The 17228-nt window shown below is 37.3% G+C and carries 15 protein-coding genes; 1 reads left to right on the forward strand and 14 read right to left on the reverse strand.

The window, feature by feature from the left end:
• Positions 1–76: 76 nt before the first annotated feature.
• From P176_RS19990 to pgk, 13 genes are all read right to left on the reverse strand, one after another.
• Positions 77–1798, reverse strand: a complete 1722-nt coding sequence (locus tag P176_RS19990; RefSeq protein ID WP_051605436.1) for a hypothetical protein — start codon at positions 1796–1798, stop codon at positions 77–79.
• Positions 1798–2340: an RNA polymerase sigma factor gene (locus P176_RS0108635; RefSeq protein ID WP_026754334.1), complete on the reverse strand. Its 543-nt coding sequence runs from the start codon at positions 2338–2340 to the stop codon at positions 1798–1800. Before P176_RS0108635 ends, P176_RS19990 begins: the two co-directional genes overlap by 1 nt.
• A 33-nt stretch (positions 2341–2373) precedes the next feature.
• A complete protein-coding gene (locus tag P176_RS0108640) occupies positions 2374–2790 on the reverse strand; it encodes a hypothetical protein (protein WP_026754335.1) in 417 nt (138 codons plus the stop codon).
• Positions 2791–2916: 126 nt separating this feature from the next.
• A complete protein-coding gene (gene recA, locus P176_RS0108645) occupies positions 2917–3921 on the reverse strand; it encodes a recombinase RecA (protein ID WP_026754336.1) in 1005 nt (334 codons plus the stop codon).
• 393 nt (positions 3922–4314) lie between these two features.
• Complete coding sequence (locus P176_RS0108650) at positions 4315–4968, reverse strand: CoA transferase subunit B (RefSeq protein WP_026754337.1); 654 nt, start codon at positions 4966–4968, stop codon at positions 4315–4317.
• A 54-nt stretch (positions 4969–5022) separates the two neighbouring features.
• Positions 5023–5724, reverse strand: coding sequence for a CoA transferase subunit A (locus P176_RS0108655; protein ID WP_026754338.1), 702 nt, complete (start codon positions 5722–5724; stop codon positions 5023–5025).
• A gap of 210 nt (positions 5725–5934) precedes the next feature.
• Entirely contained in the window at positions 5935–8292 is a 2358-nt protein-coding gene (locus P176_RS0108660) for a penicillin-binding protein 1A (RefSeq protein WP_026754339.1), read from the reverse strand.
• Between the two features lie 2 nt (positions 8293–8294).
• Entirely contained in the window at positions 8295–8795 is a 501-nt protein-coding gene (locus tag P176_RS0108665) for a gliding motility lipoprotein GldH (protein ID WP_026754340.1), read from the reverse strand.
• Positions 8782–9954, reverse strand: a complete 1173-nt coding sequence (locus tag P176_RS0108670; protein WP_026754341.1) for a regulatory iron-sulfur-containing complex subunit RicT — start codon at positions 9952–9954, stop codon at positions 8782–8784. The genes P176_RS0108665 and P176_RS0108670 overlap by 14 nt, the downstream gene beginning before the upstream one ends.
• A gap of 281 nt (positions 9955–10235) precedes the next feature.
• Positions 10236–11306, reverse strand: coding sequence for a rhodanese-related sulfurtransferase (locus tag P176_RS0108675; protein ID WP_026754342.1), 1071 nt, complete (start codon positions 11304–11306; stop codon positions 10236–10238).
• A gap of 109 nt (positions 11307–11415) precedes the next feature.
• Positions 11416–12390: a DUF4837 family protein gene (locus P176_RS0108680; protein ID WP_026754343.1), complete on the reverse strand. Its 975-nt coding sequence runs from the start codon at positions 12388–12390 to the stop codon at positions 11416–11418.
• A gap of 12 nt (positions 12391–12402) precedes the next feature.
• The gene (locus P176_RS0108685; protein ID WP_051605589.1) at positions 12403–14001 is read right to left on the reverse strand and encodes a lytic transglycosylase domain-containing protein; all 1599 of its coding nucleotides are present in this window, start codon (positions 13999–14001) and stop codon (positions 12403–12405) included.
• A 134-nt stretch (positions 14002–14135) separates the two neighbouring features.
• A complete protein-coding gene (gene pgk, locus P176_RS0108695; RefSeq protein ID WP_026754345.1) occupies positions 14136–15323 on the reverse strand; it encodes a phosphoglycerate kinase in 1188 nt (395 codons plus the stop codon).
• A 174-nt stretch (positions 15324–15497) separates the two neighbouring features.
• Between pgk and P176_RS0108700 the strand changes: the two genes are divergently transcribed.
• On the forward strand, positions 15498–16649 hold the full coding sequence (locus P176_RS0108700) for a DNA polymerase III subunit delta' (RefSeq protein WP_026754346.1): 1152 nt from the start codon (positions 15498–15500) through the stop codon (positions 16647–16649).
• 53 nt (positions 16650–16702) lie between these two features.
• Here the strand turns inward: P176_RS0108700 and P176_RS0108705 are convergent, their stop codons facing one another.
• Positions 16703–17224, reverse strand: coding sequence for an OmpH family outer membrane protein (locus P176_RS0108705; protein WP_026754347.1), 522 nt, complete (start codon positions 17222–17224; stop codon positions 16703–16705).
• Positions 17225–17228 lie beyond the last annotated feature (4 nt).

The raw sequence follows: 17228 nt of genomic DNA on the forward strand, positions 1-17228 counted from the left end.
AAAGCTGCTCTTGGCACAGAGCAGCTTTTCTTCATTATTGTGTTTAAATCACAATAATATCTAACCAACTAAAAAACTAAAATTTAAAACTAAGTCCCGTGTATAAGCCCATAAAGAAAGGTTTAAAATCACCGGATGTATTGCTAAACGTATTGATTTGATACTTAAAAGTAGGCTCTAGGTTAAATCGAAATTGTTTGGAAATATTATAATTAAATCCTAATCCAAAATTAGCACTATAGCTCAGGTCATTAATATTAGTAGCCTCACCCAACAATGTGGAGTTCCCATTGTTTTGAACCGTATAAATTTCGTTATTACTCAAAAAGAGCGTACTAAATCCACCAATGACATTGACTCCTATTTTTTTATTAATCAAACTGTATTCTATTTCTAAAGGCACTTCAATAAAACCAATATTTTGATCTAGAGCGCTTTGTTCTTTAGTAGATAAAATTCCTGGAGCTGAGGCAAAACTTCTGGAGCTTGCACTCAAAAAAGCATCATTGGCATAATCATCCTCTAACCTAATATTGCGCAGTTGCTGAATTTGAACGTCACTGTAGTTAGAAGGACTAGAAGAAACAGATGCTGAAGAAATTCCAGAATTAGAACCATCTAACACAATGACATTGTTGGTTCTGTAACCTAAATCTACTCTATTGACACCAGCTCTTATCTTCAACTTTTTATTGACGGCATAGCTCCCTGCTACCCCATAACTCATGTTCACATCACCTTCTTTGACGTTATTGTTAAACTGATTGTCTAAAGATGATCCTCTTTTACCTAAAGAATTGAAATAAACAGGTGCTACGTTTGGGGAAACGCTCCACCTGTTTAATTTCTCATCTTCCTCCTTTTCAATGGTCTTTTTGTCATTGGCCAAAGCAATAGCTTCTTCAATGGCATTAGGGTCTTGATTGGCCTGGATTGAATCTTTCTCAATTTGTGATTCGTTCACAGCAGCTAGTCTGTCTGTTACTGCTGCATCGGTATCACGTTTACGGTCAGATATCAGTGAATCAGACTCGGAGGCATCTATCAGGGCACTTTCAGAGTCTTTGTTAGGCTTTTGATTCGATAGATGATCTGTATTGGCTACAGCGTCATTTAAGTTACTGCTAGCCGTTGTTTGCGTTTTAATTTTTTCTTTTGAATTGCGATCAAGAGCAACAGCCATACCTTCTTCATTCTGCTCTTGACTAAAATTCGTCTTTTTTGAATTATACTTCTGAGATGTAAGTTCTTGTTTATCTTCGCTTTTTTCTGAAGTATTGGAATTGGCTAATCCAGTATTTGGGTTCTTCGACATTTCCTTCACTGAATTTCCTTTATTGCTAATACCAGATCCTTTTGATGTTGTATTACCTGTACTGGAGCTTTCGTTAGTTTCCGAAGCTGTATTCGTTTCTGCAATACCAGTGTTTCGCTCTTCTGAAACTGATATCTCTTCTGCATTAACATCGCTTTCAGGACTGGAAATTCTAGAGTCCTCTTTTGAAGTGATGGTCTCCGAAGCATCGGTTTTAGATTCATTTTCAGCACCTACAACCGTATTCTCAATCGGAGTGTTTTCAGTACTACCCCCATTAAAAACTGTATTGGCAACCGTTAACATAAAAACTAAAGCTGCTGCAACTCCTGCAAATTTCCACCACAATGGTACCACGCGACGTTTGCGCTTATCCTTATGAAGTTCTTGCTCTATCTTGTTCCAGACATCGTCATTAGGAGTCACTTCAAAATCCTTGAATTGCTCCTTAAAGAGTTTGTCTATGTTTTTCTTTTCACTCATTATAAACTTTGCGAGTTGGTCTTCGCTTTATATGTTTCAATCTTTTCTTTTAAAATCAGTCGTGCCCTTGCTAAGTTAGACTTAGATGTCCCTATTGAGATCTCTAACATTTTAGCGATTTCCTTATGTGAATAATCATCCATAACATAAAGGTTAAAGACCAATCTGTAACGATCTGGTAACGATTGAATAATAGCTAATAAAAAATCTAAACTAATATCCTCATCGTCAACTTCAACATTTACATCTTCAATTTGCCCTTCATTGACAATGTCAAAAACACCAGGACTTCGGTAGCGCTGTAACGCGGTATTTACAGCAATCCGCTTTAGCCAACCTTCAAAAGAACCTTTATTTTTGAAATGATCTATTTTTTTAAAAATGGTAATGTAGGCATCCTGAAGGTTATCTTCGGCTTCGGCATAGTTGCGCGAGTACTTCAAGCAAACGGAAAACAGTTTACTCGCATATAGCTTATATATCTGGCTCTGTGCTTGGGTATCATTCTTTTTACATTGTTCTATGAGCTGATCTAAACTCACATGATCTCGGTATTAATTTTATTAATAATTCTATTATTCTTCAACTACGGGAACTTCTACAATGTAATACACATCATCTCCTGTTTCATCTACGCCTTGATAAAAACGAAATACATAGGGCTCCATACTGTTGACCTGGAAATTAAAGGATACCTCAACCTCCTCTTCTTCTAAAACCTCACATTGTTGACCAATAGGAAATATATCTACTACTGCAACGGTTCTTTCGTTGTAATTAATTTCATAAAAGAAATCGTAAAAACTATGACAGCTTGTTGGCCTAAAATAGGTCATAAAAATTTGATGGGTAGACCCAAAAACAAATTCCTCTGGAATAGTAACGCTCTCAATAGGCACAAATTCAGTATCATATTCCACGTAATTATTGTCGTCTAAACTACACGAAGCCAAAGACAATGTCAAAACACATAAAATTAAAATCTTTCTCATTAACATAATTTAATTATTATCCGCTATTGCGGTGTACTACTATAGATGCACTATTTATAAAAGGGTTGCGTCCAAAAACAAAAAAATCCCAAAGAATGGGATTTTTTTTTAAACTTGATCTTTTTATTAGTCTTTAGACTTAATGATCGCTCTTACTTTTTCTTCAAGTTCATCCATTAGTTCAGGATTATCTTTTATCAGGGCCTTAACGGCATCTCTTCCCTGTCCTAATTTCGTGTCTCCGTAACTAAACCAAGACCCGCTCTTTTTAATGATTTCTTGTTCTACAGCGACATCGAGAATTTCTCCAACTTTAGAAATACCTTCACCATACATAATGTCAAACTCACACATTTTAAAAGGCGGTGCTACTTTATTTTTCACCACTTTAACACGTGTTTTGTTTCCTGCTACATTACCATCCGTTTCTTTAATTTGGGTAGAACGTCTAATGTCTAATCTTACTGAAGCATAAAATTTCAAGGCATTACCACCAGTGGTCGTTTCAGGATTACCAAACATTACCCCAATTTTTTCACGCAACTGGTTGATAAAAATCACTGTACAATTGGTCTTACTAATAGAACCCGTTAGTTTTCTTAAAGCTTGAGACATTAATCTTGCATGAAGCCCCATTTTAGAATCTCCCATTTCACCTTCGATCTCACTTTTTGGTGTTAACGCGGCAACGGAATCTATAACCACAATATCAATAGCACCAGAACGAATTAAATTATCCGTAATCTCGAGTGCTTGCTCCCCATTATCTGGCTGGGAAATAATTAAATTATCAATATCTACACCTAACTTTCCAGCATAAGTTCGGTCAAAGGCATGCTCTGCATCAATAAACGCAGCAATTCCTCCAGCCTTTTGAGCCTCTGCAATAGCATGTAAGGTTAATGTGGTTTTCCCCGAGGATTCTGGACCGTAAATTTCAATGACCCGTCCTCTTGGGTAACCACCAACGCCCAAGGCGATGTCTAGACCAAGAGATCCTGAGGAAATGGCATCAACGTCAACCACAGCTTGATCGCTCATTTTCATTACTGTTCCCTTGCCGTAGGCTTTGTCTAATTTATCTAAGGTTAATTTTAGTGCTTTTAATTTAGCGTCTTTTTCACTACTCATTTTTGTTTTTTTTTGTCGAATTCTACATTTCTGGAGCTAAGCTAAAATACAACATCTTTTAATTTTTTTAGATGAACGACGCAACCTTTTTGAAGTTTTTACATCTATCTAATAAGATTGGGAAATCTTGCTATGAAAAGGGGTCTAGAATAGACCTATCCCATTAAAATTAATTCTTTTATAAGGATGAAATTTTTTAGTAAACTTATTTTTAATACAGTATTAGGCGTTTCCGTTGCTATATGTTTAAATAGCAATTGTAAAGCCGATGGAGGTTAACTCGTATGATATTTTTAAGATTTAATATTAAAAATATTAATAACGAGTTAGTCCTCAAAAAAGCCCTTTAGAATATCTAAGGGGCTTTTTGCTTATATCCTATAATGTGTTTCATTACACTTGCATTTCCTTTATGTCGCCTTCTATAATTAAATGACCTGAGGTAGCTTCTTTGATCTCTTCTACAGAAACTCCCGGGGCACGCTCTAAGAGCTTAAACCCTTGCTTTGTAATCTCCATAACGGCTAAGTTAGTAACCACTTTTTTAACGCAGCCTACTCCAGTGAGCGGCAATGAACATTGTTTAAGTAGTTTTGATTGCCCAGCTCTATTGGTGTGCATCATAGCCACGATAATGTTTTCGGCACTGGCAACTAAATCCATAGCGCCTCCCATACCTTTTACCATTTTTCCAGGAATTTTCCAGTTGGCGATATCGCCATTTTCAGCTACTTCCATCGCTCCTAAAATGGTTAAATCCACATGCTGTCCTCTAATCATGGAAAAACTCATTGCTGAATCAAAAAAGCTTGCTCCAGGCAAAGTGGTGATGGTTTGTTTTCCTGCATTGATCACATCGGCATCTTCTTCGCCATCAAAAGGAAAGGGACCCATGCCCAAGACTCCATTTTCACTTTGAAACTCTACTTCTATATCATCACGAACATAATTGGCCACTAAAGTTGGAATTCCGATACCAAGGTTAACATAATAACCATCTTGAACTTCTTGTGCGATACGTTTTGCGATTCCGTTTTTATCTAACATCTTGTATACTTATGAGTTGATCTAATTTTATTCTTTTGAAAGTCGTTCCTCTACTTAAGCTTTTTGCCTAACCGTTCTTTGTTCGATACGTTTTTCATAAGCTTTACCTTCGAAAATACGCTGAACAAAAATTCCTGGAATATGAATTTGATTAGGGTCTAAACTTCCTACGGGTAATAACTCTTCAACCTCAACTACCGTGATTTTTGCAGCACCACACATATTTGGGTTAAAATTTCGTGCCGTTCCCTTAAAAATAAGATTTCCTGCGGCATCCCCTTTCCAAGCTTTTATAAAGGCAAAATCTGCTTTAAAGGCGTGTTCTAAAATGTACATCTTACCATCAAACGCTCTACTTTCCTTGCCTTCGGCAACCTCTGTTCCAAATCCAGCAGGTGTATAAAATGCTGGGAAACCAGCCTGAGCTGCTCTACAACGTTCTGCTAATGTGCCCTGCGGAATAAGTTCTACATCCAATTCTCCAGACAACATTTGCCGTTCAAACTCATCATTTTCGCCAACATAAGACGAGACCATTTTTTTAATCTGCTTTTTACGAAGTAAGAGCCCTAAACCAAAATCGTCTACGCCGGCGTTGTTTGAAATACAAGTTAGGCCTTTCACATTAAGTTCTACCAATTTAGAAATGGCATTCTCAGGGATTCCAGATAATCCAAATCCGCCCAACATCAGCGTCATATTATCGGTAACGCCCTCTAAGGCTTCGGAAACGTTAGCTACTGTTTTATTGATCATTTTTAAATATAATTTTGGATTTTAAAATTACAAAATAAATGGAGTACTTGAAAGATTAACTAGAACCAAAAAGGAAATAGTGGTGGATTAGATTAAGGTGCTTTTTGTTTTGAAAATTTAACAATCATAATCTTTTGAAATGACTTCAGCTCAAAAAAAGGAAAGCCATTCAATCATGAATGGCTTTCCTTTTTTTCTGCTGAGTTATAATTAAAAGTCCAATACGCCATCCAATTCATCTGAAGTATCAGAGGCGTCGCCTTCACTACTTTCCATCTTATTACAGTCTACAATAATGGATAAGTCTTCTGGCTTTTCGAAATCTTCTTTGGAAATGTCTAATGTTTCATCGCCATATACAGACTTCATATATAAGCCCCAAATTGGTAATGCCATAGAGGCACCTTGGCCATAAGTAATACTTCTAAAATGTGCGGCACGATCTTCGGCTCCTACCCAAACGCCAGTTACTAAATCGGGTACCATACCCATAAACCAGCCATCACTTTGATTTTGGGTGGTTCCTGTTTTTCCTGCAATTGGGTATTTAAGTTCGTAAGGGTATCCGGTAATGATCTCTTTATAAACGCCTTGATCTGCTCCCCAAGTTCTAGTGAGTCTAGCACCAGAACCGCTTTCTACAACACCTTCCAATAGTTTCACGGTGGTATAAGCCACTTCTTCACTTAACACATCTCTGCTTTCTGGAACAAACTGATATAATACGGTCCCATTTTTATCTTCAATACGCGTCACCATCACTGGTTTATTATAGACGCCTTTGTTTGCAAAGGTGCCATAAGCTGCAACCATTTCATATACACTAATGTCTGGTGTTCCCAAAGCAATTGCAGGTACCGCCGGAATATTAGATTCAATCCCTAAATTCTTGGCCATATCTACCACCGGCTGCGGACCAACTTTATCCATTAAACGGGCAGTAACGGTATTAACAGAATATGCCAGTGCCTTTTTAAGCGTCACAAAGCCTTCGTAATCGCCGTCGGAGTTTTTCGCCGTCCATGGCAGTGGATTTCCAAACTTACCGGCTTCAATGGTGATTTGCTGCTTAGGTAAGGTATCGCAGGGGGATAAGTGTAACTGGTCTATTGCCGTAGCATACACAAACGGCTTAAATGTAGAACCTACTTGACGTTTCCCTTGTTTGACGTGGTCATATTGAAAATGTCTATAATTCATGCCACCAACCCAAGCTTTAACATGTCCTGTTTTTGGATCCATAGACATCATGCCCGGTTGCAAAAAGGATTTGTAGTAACGCATGGAGTCAATTGGTTTCATAACGGTATCAATCTCACTCGCTTTACCATCAATCCATGCAAATACAGTCATTTGCGTTGGTTTTTGGAAAGAATCTCTAATCTCTTTATTGCTTTTACCTTCCAATTTCATCACCCTCCAACGCTCAGAACGCTCCATTCCACGATTTAAAAGGTCATCAATTTCTGAAGTACTCAACTCTAAAAAAGGTGCCGTTTTGTTACGGTCTGGTGTATTTTGATTGTCAAACTCAGCTTGTAATCTTGGCATATGACGTTCTACGGCTGCTTCTGCATACGTCTGCATTCTAGAATCTATGGTGGTGTAGATTTTGAGTCCGTCATTATATAAGTTATACCTTTCACCAGTCGGTTTTGGATTCTCATTGATCCACTTTTTCATAAAGCCATCTAAATAAGCTCTAAAATAGGTTGCAGTCCCTTCTCTGTGAGATTCTGGAGAATACTTAAGGTCTAATTCGGTTTTCTGAAGTGAATCTTTTTTTGCTTCGGAAATGTACTCGTACTTTTCCATTTGTGCTAAAACCACATTTCTTCGGTTTTTAGTGCCTTCTGGATTTCTATGTGATCTTGGGTTATAGAGTGATGAATTCTTGAACATCCCGACCAGCATCGCAGATTCTTTGAGATCGAGCTCCATAGGCTCTTTTCCAAAATAGATACGCGCAGCACTTCTAATCCCATCGGCATTGTTTCCAAAATCATAGATATTGAAATACATGGCGATGATTTCTTCCTTGGTATATTGTCGCTCTAAACGAATGGCAATGACCCATTCTCTAACTTTTTGAAATACCCTTTGAAACTTATTGGAAGAGACCTGCTTGGTAAACAATTGTTTTGCCAATTGCTGAGAAATGGTACTCGCACCGCCGCCGCCGCCTAATCTCACAACGGCTCTTAGAGTTCCTCTAAAATCAATTCCTGAGTGATCGTAATATCTAATATCTTCTGTAGCAACCAATGCATCAATTAACTCCTTGGGGAGCTCCTCATAATCCACTGGAGTTCTATTATCATCCAAGTAAAATTTCCCTAGCGTTTTTCCGTCAGAAGAAATCACTTCTGTTGCTAAAAACGTCTTTGGGTTTTCAAGAATGGTGTGATCTGGCATTTCGCCCAAAAGGCCCCAAGACGCCAATAAGAACATGAAAAAGAAGGCAAAAATTCCCGCAACAAAAAGCATCCAAAATCTTCTGATGTATTTTGAAAAATCTGAAGACTTTCCTTTTTTTGTCGTTTTTTTAGTAACTGTTTTTTTTGCCATAATTAATCGGTTAAGTTGTACTCTATGCGAAACCCAACGTCTGTAATACCCTCTAATTGCTCAATACCTTTAATAGACCCGTTTTTTCTCATAGCCTGCTCTATGTTTACAACATACTCTCCAGATTCTTCAAATGTAAAAGGCCTATCATAGCCTTTGTACCAAAGTTTGTTTTCTTTAACGTCTGTAAATCCTGTACCCAGAAAAGTGCCGTCTGGATTGGCCATTTTGTAACTAAGCGTATCTTTTACGGTTTTTCCATTTGGGTAATCCAGTTCTACAATAAGATAGAGATTACTGTATTTGTAGTTGTCGTTGTTTCTAAGATTTACAAAAAGGTTATAGGTGTTAGTTGTATCTGGTGCTGTTACTTTAAAGCGCATCACATCTTCTTTATCCCAAGCTCCTGAAACCGATTTATATTCATCAAACACCCGATTATCATCACAAGACACTAAGGCCATTAAAAAAGAGACTAAAAAAAGTGAACTACTTTTTCGCATTACTTTGAGGTTTGTTAGAACGTTTCTTCTTGTTTCTAGTGTTTTTACGTTTCTTTTTGTGTTTTGGACCATCAAAACGTGTTAAACTATCTTGCCCTACAACGTTCTCAAAGGTGGTTTTAGTATCCTCAATGAGCTCTGCAGCGTATTCCTCAAGGCTGGCAACAGGTTCTCTTTTTTTGTTCTTCTCAATGATTTCGTTCGCTTGATCTGTAGTTAACACATGCCAGTTCATCCATTCCCCTTCATAAGCGTACCAGAGATGACCTTTGAAAATATCTGTTTTTTGACAAACAGCCTTTCCTTTTTCGGTAAACAATTTTGTGTCTGTTTTTGGAAATGCTTTAAGCGCATCTAAATAAGCATCTAACTCATAATTAAGACAGCATTTTAGCTTACCGCATTGTCCTGCTAACTTCAATGGGTTTAAAGATAATTGCTGATATCGCGCTGCAGAAGTACTTACCGATCTAAAATCTGTTAGCCAAGTAGAACAACATAATTCCCTTCCACAAGAACCAATGCCTCCAAGTCTTGCGGCTTCTTGACGAAAACCAACTTGTTTCATTTCAATTCTAGTTCTAAATTCTCTAGCAAATAATTTAATCAGCTCTCTAAAATCTACACGCTCTTCAGCAGTATAATAAAATGTAGCCTTACTTGCATCTCCCTGATATTCAATATCAGAAATTTTCATTTTAAGTTTAAGATCTATGGCAAACTGCCTAGCCTTAACCTTCATAGGCTCTTCTTTATCTCTCGCCTCAGACCAAATATCAATATCTCGTTGGGATGCTTTACGGTAAATTTTCAAGACATTTTCAGCGTCGTCCAAATTCACTTTCTTACGCTTCATCTGTATTCTTACCAGTTCTCCAGTAAGTGTTACCATACCAATATCATGTCCAGATTTTGCTTGGGTAGCCACAATGTCTCCAATACTTAGCGTGAGAGCTTCCTCATTTTTATAATATTGCTTTCTGCCGTTTTTGAAACGAACCTCCACGCCTATAAAAGGCTCTTCTCCTTGTGGTAGAGACATGTTTGCCAACCAATCAAAAACCGTTAGCTTATTACAGCTATCTGTACCGCAGGTACCATTGTTTTTACATCCTTTAGGTTGGCCGTCCTTACCAGTTGAGCAACTGTTACAACTCATGAAATTTTATATAAAATTCGATAACGCATATGTTATCAAACGAAGATTAATAATAGGTTTTGTCAAATGTAAAGATAAGATTATTTATTAAGTCCTATATATCCATTTCGCCTGTTTCCTTTTTATTTGAAACAGGCAAGGCCGCGCTTCCTTCCCAAGGAATTAAAGGAAAACATAGAACTAAATAACCTTCGCTTTTTCAGCGGGCTACTTGAGCAAAGTATTTACATGGAACTTAAAATCGCTATAATTTGAGATCATTGATGTTTCGATTATTGGCCTTAACTTTTGGTTTTGAGCACATCAAAAATATTTCGGAGATCCTTTTTATAAGGCAAATGCTCTGCACGTCCTTTTTTGAAAATATCATTGCTATTGCCTTGGCCTTTGCGCAATTCCTTTTGCTCTTCTGCAGTCATGTTATTGATTTCCATACAAGCCGTAGAACAGCAACTTTCCATTTCTGCCCTACAGTCTTCACACTGTATAAACAGTAGGTGACAAGCTGAGTTCGCACAGTTGACATGTGTATCTGCAGGTTTGCCACATTGATGGCATTTTGCAATAACATCTTCGGAAATTCGTTCAGAACGACGCTCATCAAAAACAAAATTCTTACCGATAAACTTGTTCTCAAGCTGGTCTTTTTCTACTTGACGCACATAGTTGATAATCCCGCCTTCTAGCTGGAACACATTTTTAAACCCTTTATGTTTGTAATAAGCACTGGCCTTTTCACAACGAATTCCGCCTGTACAATACATCACCAAATTCTTGTCTTCCTTATGATCTTTAAGCTCTTCTTCAATAATAGGTAGTGATTCTCTAAAGGTATCAACATCTGGAGTCACTGCGTTCTTAAAATGTCCTATTTCGCTTTCATAATGGTTGCGCATATCTACCAAAACCGTATTGGGATCTTCAATAAGGGCGTTAAACTTTTCAGCATTAACGTGAACGCCTTTATTGGTCACATCAAAAGCATCATCATTAAGGCCATCTGCAACAATCTTGCTTCTAATTTTAACTTTCAACTTTAAGAACGAAAAATTATCATGCTCTAAACCAATATTGAGCCGCACGCCTTCTAAAAAAGAAATGGTATCTAAGTGGGCTTTAAAACCATCGAAGTTATCTGCAGGAACAGACAGTTGGGCATTAATGCCTTCTTTGGCCACATAAATTCTGCCAAGCACGTCTATAGCGTCCCAAGCTAAGAATAAATGGTTTCTAAAAATTTCAGTATTACCAATTTTGGCATAGGTATAGAAAGAGATCGTAAGGCGTTCTTTGCCTGCTTGTTCGATGAGTTCTGCTCTTTCTTTAGCGCTTAAGTTATTGTACAGTTGCATGCTATACGCGGTTTTAAGGTTAAAAAATGAGCCGCAAAGGTAGTAAAATTTAAGTATGGAGCGCGGTATCTCCTATTTTCAAGCAGTTGTGCCCTATGAGGGAAACCTATTACTTTATACTTAATGAATTGATAATGGATTCTAACTCAAAAACATACTCTCGTTTTGCCACCGATGGAGCAAACACGTAACCTTCAACGATGATATACCGATCGTTGACCTTATCTTCAATAGCATAGTTGATAAATGGACCAGACATAAATGCATTTTTAACATCCCAAAGGCCTCTAGTTTCAAAGGTGGGTTTATTGTCTAAAATTGTTTCAGAAATAAATGGTGTAAAAGCATCTTCCGTAGCCATATAAGAACCCTCAACAGGACCTTCGATATGAATTTTACCAACAGAGTCACGTAATCTTACAACATCCATAACAGTGCTATCACCTTTTCTAATGGCCGAAAGTGGGACTTCGTAAATCATCATATCAACGTTTCCTCTTTTAATATCACGCCTAATCCAGAAGAATTTTCCATCGGCCTTGGCCATACGATAGGCTGTTGGAATCTCTATAGATAAACCAAGATTCTCATTTAATTCTTTATCATTAAATAATGATTTTTTTGTACGACGTTGACGCTCCTTTATTTCCTCTTTGTTGAAAGCATCTTTTATTTTTTCGGCATTTTTCTGAATTTGATCAATGATTTCTGCATTGGTCATTCCTGAAACAACCACTAAGGTTTGGGGTCTTGCGAATTGATCTTGAGCAATCTGTGTGTTGGCTGCCTTCCCTTTTTCAATTTTAAGAACAGTTCTGTTTTTTTTAGTGAAACCTGTAAATACTTCTGGTGGCATTTGACTCATGGCAAATTGCGGCTCTTCATTTGCTAAGCCCTCTACTGGTGAGGCCAATATTTTTCTAATACTATCACCTACCTTATTTTCCCAAAGCAAATTGTCTGCAACAACGACTAAATCATTAATGTTTCCAACGGATTTAGGAATAATTCGTTTGGCATCTTTATCCTGGCAGGATAGAAATAAACTGATGAAGGCTAAAACAAGAAAAGCTGCATTTTTCATTTTTGATACTATTTATTTAGAAACAATAAGTGTGGTTCCTATTTTCAAGCTATTACCACTAATACCGTTCCAATCTTTAATATTTTGAACAGAAACTCCAGGAAATTTTTGAGATATACTCCATAACGAATCTCCAGATTGTACTTTGTAAGTTGATTTGCCCTCGGCATTGACTGCTTTCTTAGGTGTTACGGTCCCTACGGGAGGGTTGCTTGTTACTGGCTTTCTAGGATAAACCGTCAACCGCTGACCTATTCTCAAATTGTTACTTCGCAAGCCGTTCCATTGTTTGATCTGGCTTACACGAACGCCGTATTTTCTTGCAACTTTTCCTAAAAAGTCACCAGATCGTACCCGATACGTCACTTTACTATTGCTATCAAAAAATTGTGGTAATGGTTTTTCTCGCTCATCAAATTCCTTAGTGGCAAACTCGTAAATCAAATCTTCATTGTTTACAAACTTACCAACAGCATGTCTCGGTAATCTTAAGGTATAGTTTTCTCCTTTGATAAATGGAATGATATCTAATTTATACGACGGATTTAAAAATTGAAGTTCTTCAATTGGCACTTCCAACAATTCTGAAACCTGATCTAAAGTGATCATTTTCTTCACGTGTATGGTATCTGTTTCTACGTAATGGTAATTAGGACGTTCTTTTTTAAAGCCATGCTCATCAGCATACTCAAAAATGTACATGGTTGCCAAGAATGCCGGCAAATACCCAGCGGTTTCACGTGGAAGATAAGGTCTGATGTTCCAATAATTTTCATAACCTCCAGAGCGTCTAATGGCTTTACTTACGTTTCCTGGTCCTGAATTGTATGCCGCTAAGGCCAAATCCCAATCCCCGAAAATACCATAAAGCCTAGCCAAATATTTACTTGCTGCTTCTGTAGACTTGATAGGGTCACTACGCTCATCAACATAACTGCTTACATTAAGGCCATATTCTTTACCTGTACCAAACATAAATTGCCATAATCCTGTGGCGCCTACTCTCGATTTGGCTCTTGGTTTTAATGCAGACTCTACAATAGCCAAATACTTAACCTCTAATGGAATGTCATGAATGTCTAAAGACTCTTCAAACAGTGGAAAGTAATAGTCACTAAGACTCATCAACCTAGAGAGTGACTCTCTACGGTTTTTTAAATAAGATTTAATAACGCTTTCTAAAGACGGGTTATATGAAATATTAAATGGCGTCTTAGAATTGAGCTCAGCAAGTCTTGCCTTTAACGTATCTGTGGAAAGTTCTGGATAATCCACTTCATCATACTGTAGTTCTGTTACAGACTCATAAATACTATCAAAAAGTGTGTTGCTATATAACTCTTCAAGCCATTTTTGATCAATTTCAGATGCCAATTTATGATCTTCTAAAGCTTTTAGGGCCGTAGAATCTAGTTCTGCCTTAATCCCTAAATCCTTTTTAAAGTAAGATTTCCCTTCAATAATGGTATCTATAACATAGGTTTCTCCTTTTATAAATTCGGCCTCAGTGATTAGTTTAATTTCCTTTTGCTTTGGAATAGAATCCTGGGCAATACTAGTCAAACCATATAATAAGGTTCCAAAAGTTATAAGTATCAGTTTGTGGTTCATTTGCAGCATGAATTTATCTATCAACGATAGATCATCGAAAATCGTATGTTTTAGTAAAATGAAAGTCCTGCCAACCCGTATGAAGGTGGCAGATCTCTTTAAAAGGTACGCAATGTACTATTTAAAGCCAAATATTAATCTAAAATAGCAGCAATACCAGGCAGGGTCTTGCCTTCAAGGCTCTCCAACATGGCACCTCCACCTGTACTCACATAGCTTACTTTGTTCTCAAAGCCAAATTGTTTTACTGCCGAAACAGAGTCTCCTCCGCCTACAAGTGAAAATGCGCCATTTTTAGTAGCCTCGGCAATAGATTCGCCAAGAGCGATGGTACCTTTGGCAAAGTTTTCCATTTCAAAAACACCTAAGGGACCATTCCATAAAATCGTTTTACATTGTAAAACGACGTCGTGAAAAAGTTCTTTAGATTTAGGGCCTGCGTCAAGCCCTTGCCATCCATCAGGGATTTTGTCAACGTCAACAACTTGGGTGTTGGCATCATTAGCAAAATCATCTGCTGCAACAACATCTACCGGTAAATGGATTTTTACGTTTTTATTTTTTGCTTCTTTTAGAATCTCTAGAGCCAATTCCATTTTATCATCCTCACAGATAGAATCTCCAACCTTACCACCTTGCGCCTTAATAAACGTATAGGTCATACCACCTCCAATGATGAGATGATCTACTTTATCCAATATATTTTCTATAATCGTAATTTTTGATGACACTTTAGCGCCACCTAAGACAGCTAAAACAGGCTTTTCACCCGTTTGCATCACTTTCTTAATGCTCTCGATTTCTTGAGCGAGCAAATTTCCGAAGCATTTATTATTAGGGAAAAATTCAGCAACAATTGTTGTAGAAGCATGAGCTCTATGTGCAGTACCAAAGGCATCATTCACGTAAATATCACCAAGTTTCGATAAGGATTCTGCAAACTTTCTATCTCCAGCAGTTTCTTCGTCATGAAAACGCAGGTTTTCCAAAAGTAAAATTTCACCATGCTTTAGGTTTGCAACTGCTGCTTCGGCCTTCTCGCCTACACAATCTTCTACAAACTTGACTTCAACCCCCATAATATCTTCTACTTTGTCAATTATATGACGTAAAGAAAACTCATCTTGAACTCCTTTTGGGCGGCCCAAATGTGACATTAAAATACAACTCCCACCATCTTCAAGAATTTTAATGATGGTTGGTTTTGCAGATCGAATTCTTGTATCATCAGTGACCTCAAATTTGTCATTAAGAGGAACATTAAAATCTACACGAATAAGTGCTTTTTTATTATTAAAATCGAAGTCGTTGAGCGTTTTCATTTATAACAGTTTTGTTGATTGCATCACAAATGTAACTAATTATACAGCCAATTTAAATGCCTTGAATAATAAAATAGAGTTGTGGTTAAAGTAGATTTCTACATCCAAAAATCTGAGCAGGGTGCAAACTGAGCAATTTTACAAAAAATCGAAAAAAATATGTAGGTTTGCGCTATGCTGTTTTCTGAAATATTAGGTCAAAGCCACATTAAGAACCACCTTACTAAAAGCGCCGATTTTGGTAGGGTGCCACACGCGCAATTATTTGTTGGTCCTGAAGGCTCAGGAACCTTACCCATGGCCATTGCTTATGCACAATACTTGTTGTGCCAAAACACCAATGCTGAAAATGATAATGGTGTTGCTGCATGTAACTTGAAATTTAAAAACTTCTCTCATCCAGATTTACATTTTGCCTTTCCGGTTGCAACCACAGATAAAATAAAAAAACATCCGGTCTCTAGCCATTTCTTGACCGAGTGGCGCGAATTACTGACCAAACAGCCCTACGGCAACCTATTTGATTGGTATCGACTACTAGGGATAGATAATAAACAAGGCCAAATTGGTGTAGACGAAGCCCAAGAAATAGTAAAATCACTTTCTTTAAAATCTTACGAGGGCGGTTATAAAGTGATGCTGATCTGGATGGCAGAGAAAATGAATACCGCTGCCGCAAATAAGCTTTTAAAGCTCATTGAAGAGCCACCAAATAAGACCATATTTATTTTAGTTACCGAAGATGAAGAGCAGATTATCAACACGATACGGTCTAGATGCCAAGTATTACACTTTCCGCCATTGGCCGAAGACGTTATAAAAGAAGCTCTAATTAGAAACTATCAACTCTCAGAGACAGATGCCATTAAAATTTCGCATCAATCTAATGGCAATTACAATAAGGCCTGTGATTTGGTATACAGCGATTCTGAAGACACACAGTTTGAAGAGTGGTTTATATTTTGGATTAGAGCCGCATTTAAAGCAAAAGGAAACAAAAGTGCCATTCATGATCTCATGTCTTGGAGCGAAACCTTAGCTAAAACCGGAAGAGAAACTCAAAAGCAGTTTCTCAATTTCTGCATCGATTTTTTCAGACAAGCTTTATTACTTAATTATAAAGCCGATGAACTAGTCTTTATGGAACCAAAATCTTCATTTAAGCTTGAAAAGTTTGCGCCTTTTATTCACGGGAATAATATTATGGAAATTTCCGAAGAACTTCAAAATGCGATTTATCATATAGAACGTAATGGCAATTCGAAAATCGTTCTAACCGACTTATCTATCAAACTCACACGATTATTGCATAAAAAAGCCGACTAAATAAGTCGGCCATTTCATGATATACATTTAAGCTTGAATTAAAAGAATTGGTTTTACTCCTCTTCTTTTTTATAATCGGCGTTAAGGGCTTCTATGATTTCTTTAGAGATATCCTTATCGTCATCACCAAACATCACGCTACCCGCTTCATTTTTGCCTAAAATAAAAGTATAGCCATTTTTCTTACCGTAATCTGCAACAAACGTTTTAACGTGGCTTAATACAGAGTCAATCTCCACATTAAATTCTTTAGTTAATTGCTGCTGCTCCATTTGAAATTGTTGTTGCAACATTTGCTGTTTTTGACCCAAAGCTTGATACTGTTCTTGTTGTTCTTGTTGAGACATGCTTTCAGCTTTTGCTTGAAATCCTTGCGCTTCTGTTTGAAAAGCTCTTCCTATACTATCTGTACGTTTTTGAAATGCTTTATCCTTAACATCGTATTTTGCTTCAATATCTATTTTTTCTTGATAAGCGTTAATCACCTCTCCGTTATCTACAAAAGCAATTTTTTGTTGTTCTTGGCAAGAGGCCAATACGAGTGTCATTGATAATAGACCTATTAATTTTTTCATTTGT

Origin of the sequence: Sediminibacter sp. Hel_I_10 (assembly GCF_000688335.1) — a bacterium.
Lineage (GTDB): Bacteria > Bacteroidota > Bacteroidia > Flavobacteriales > Flavobacteriaceae > Psychroserpens.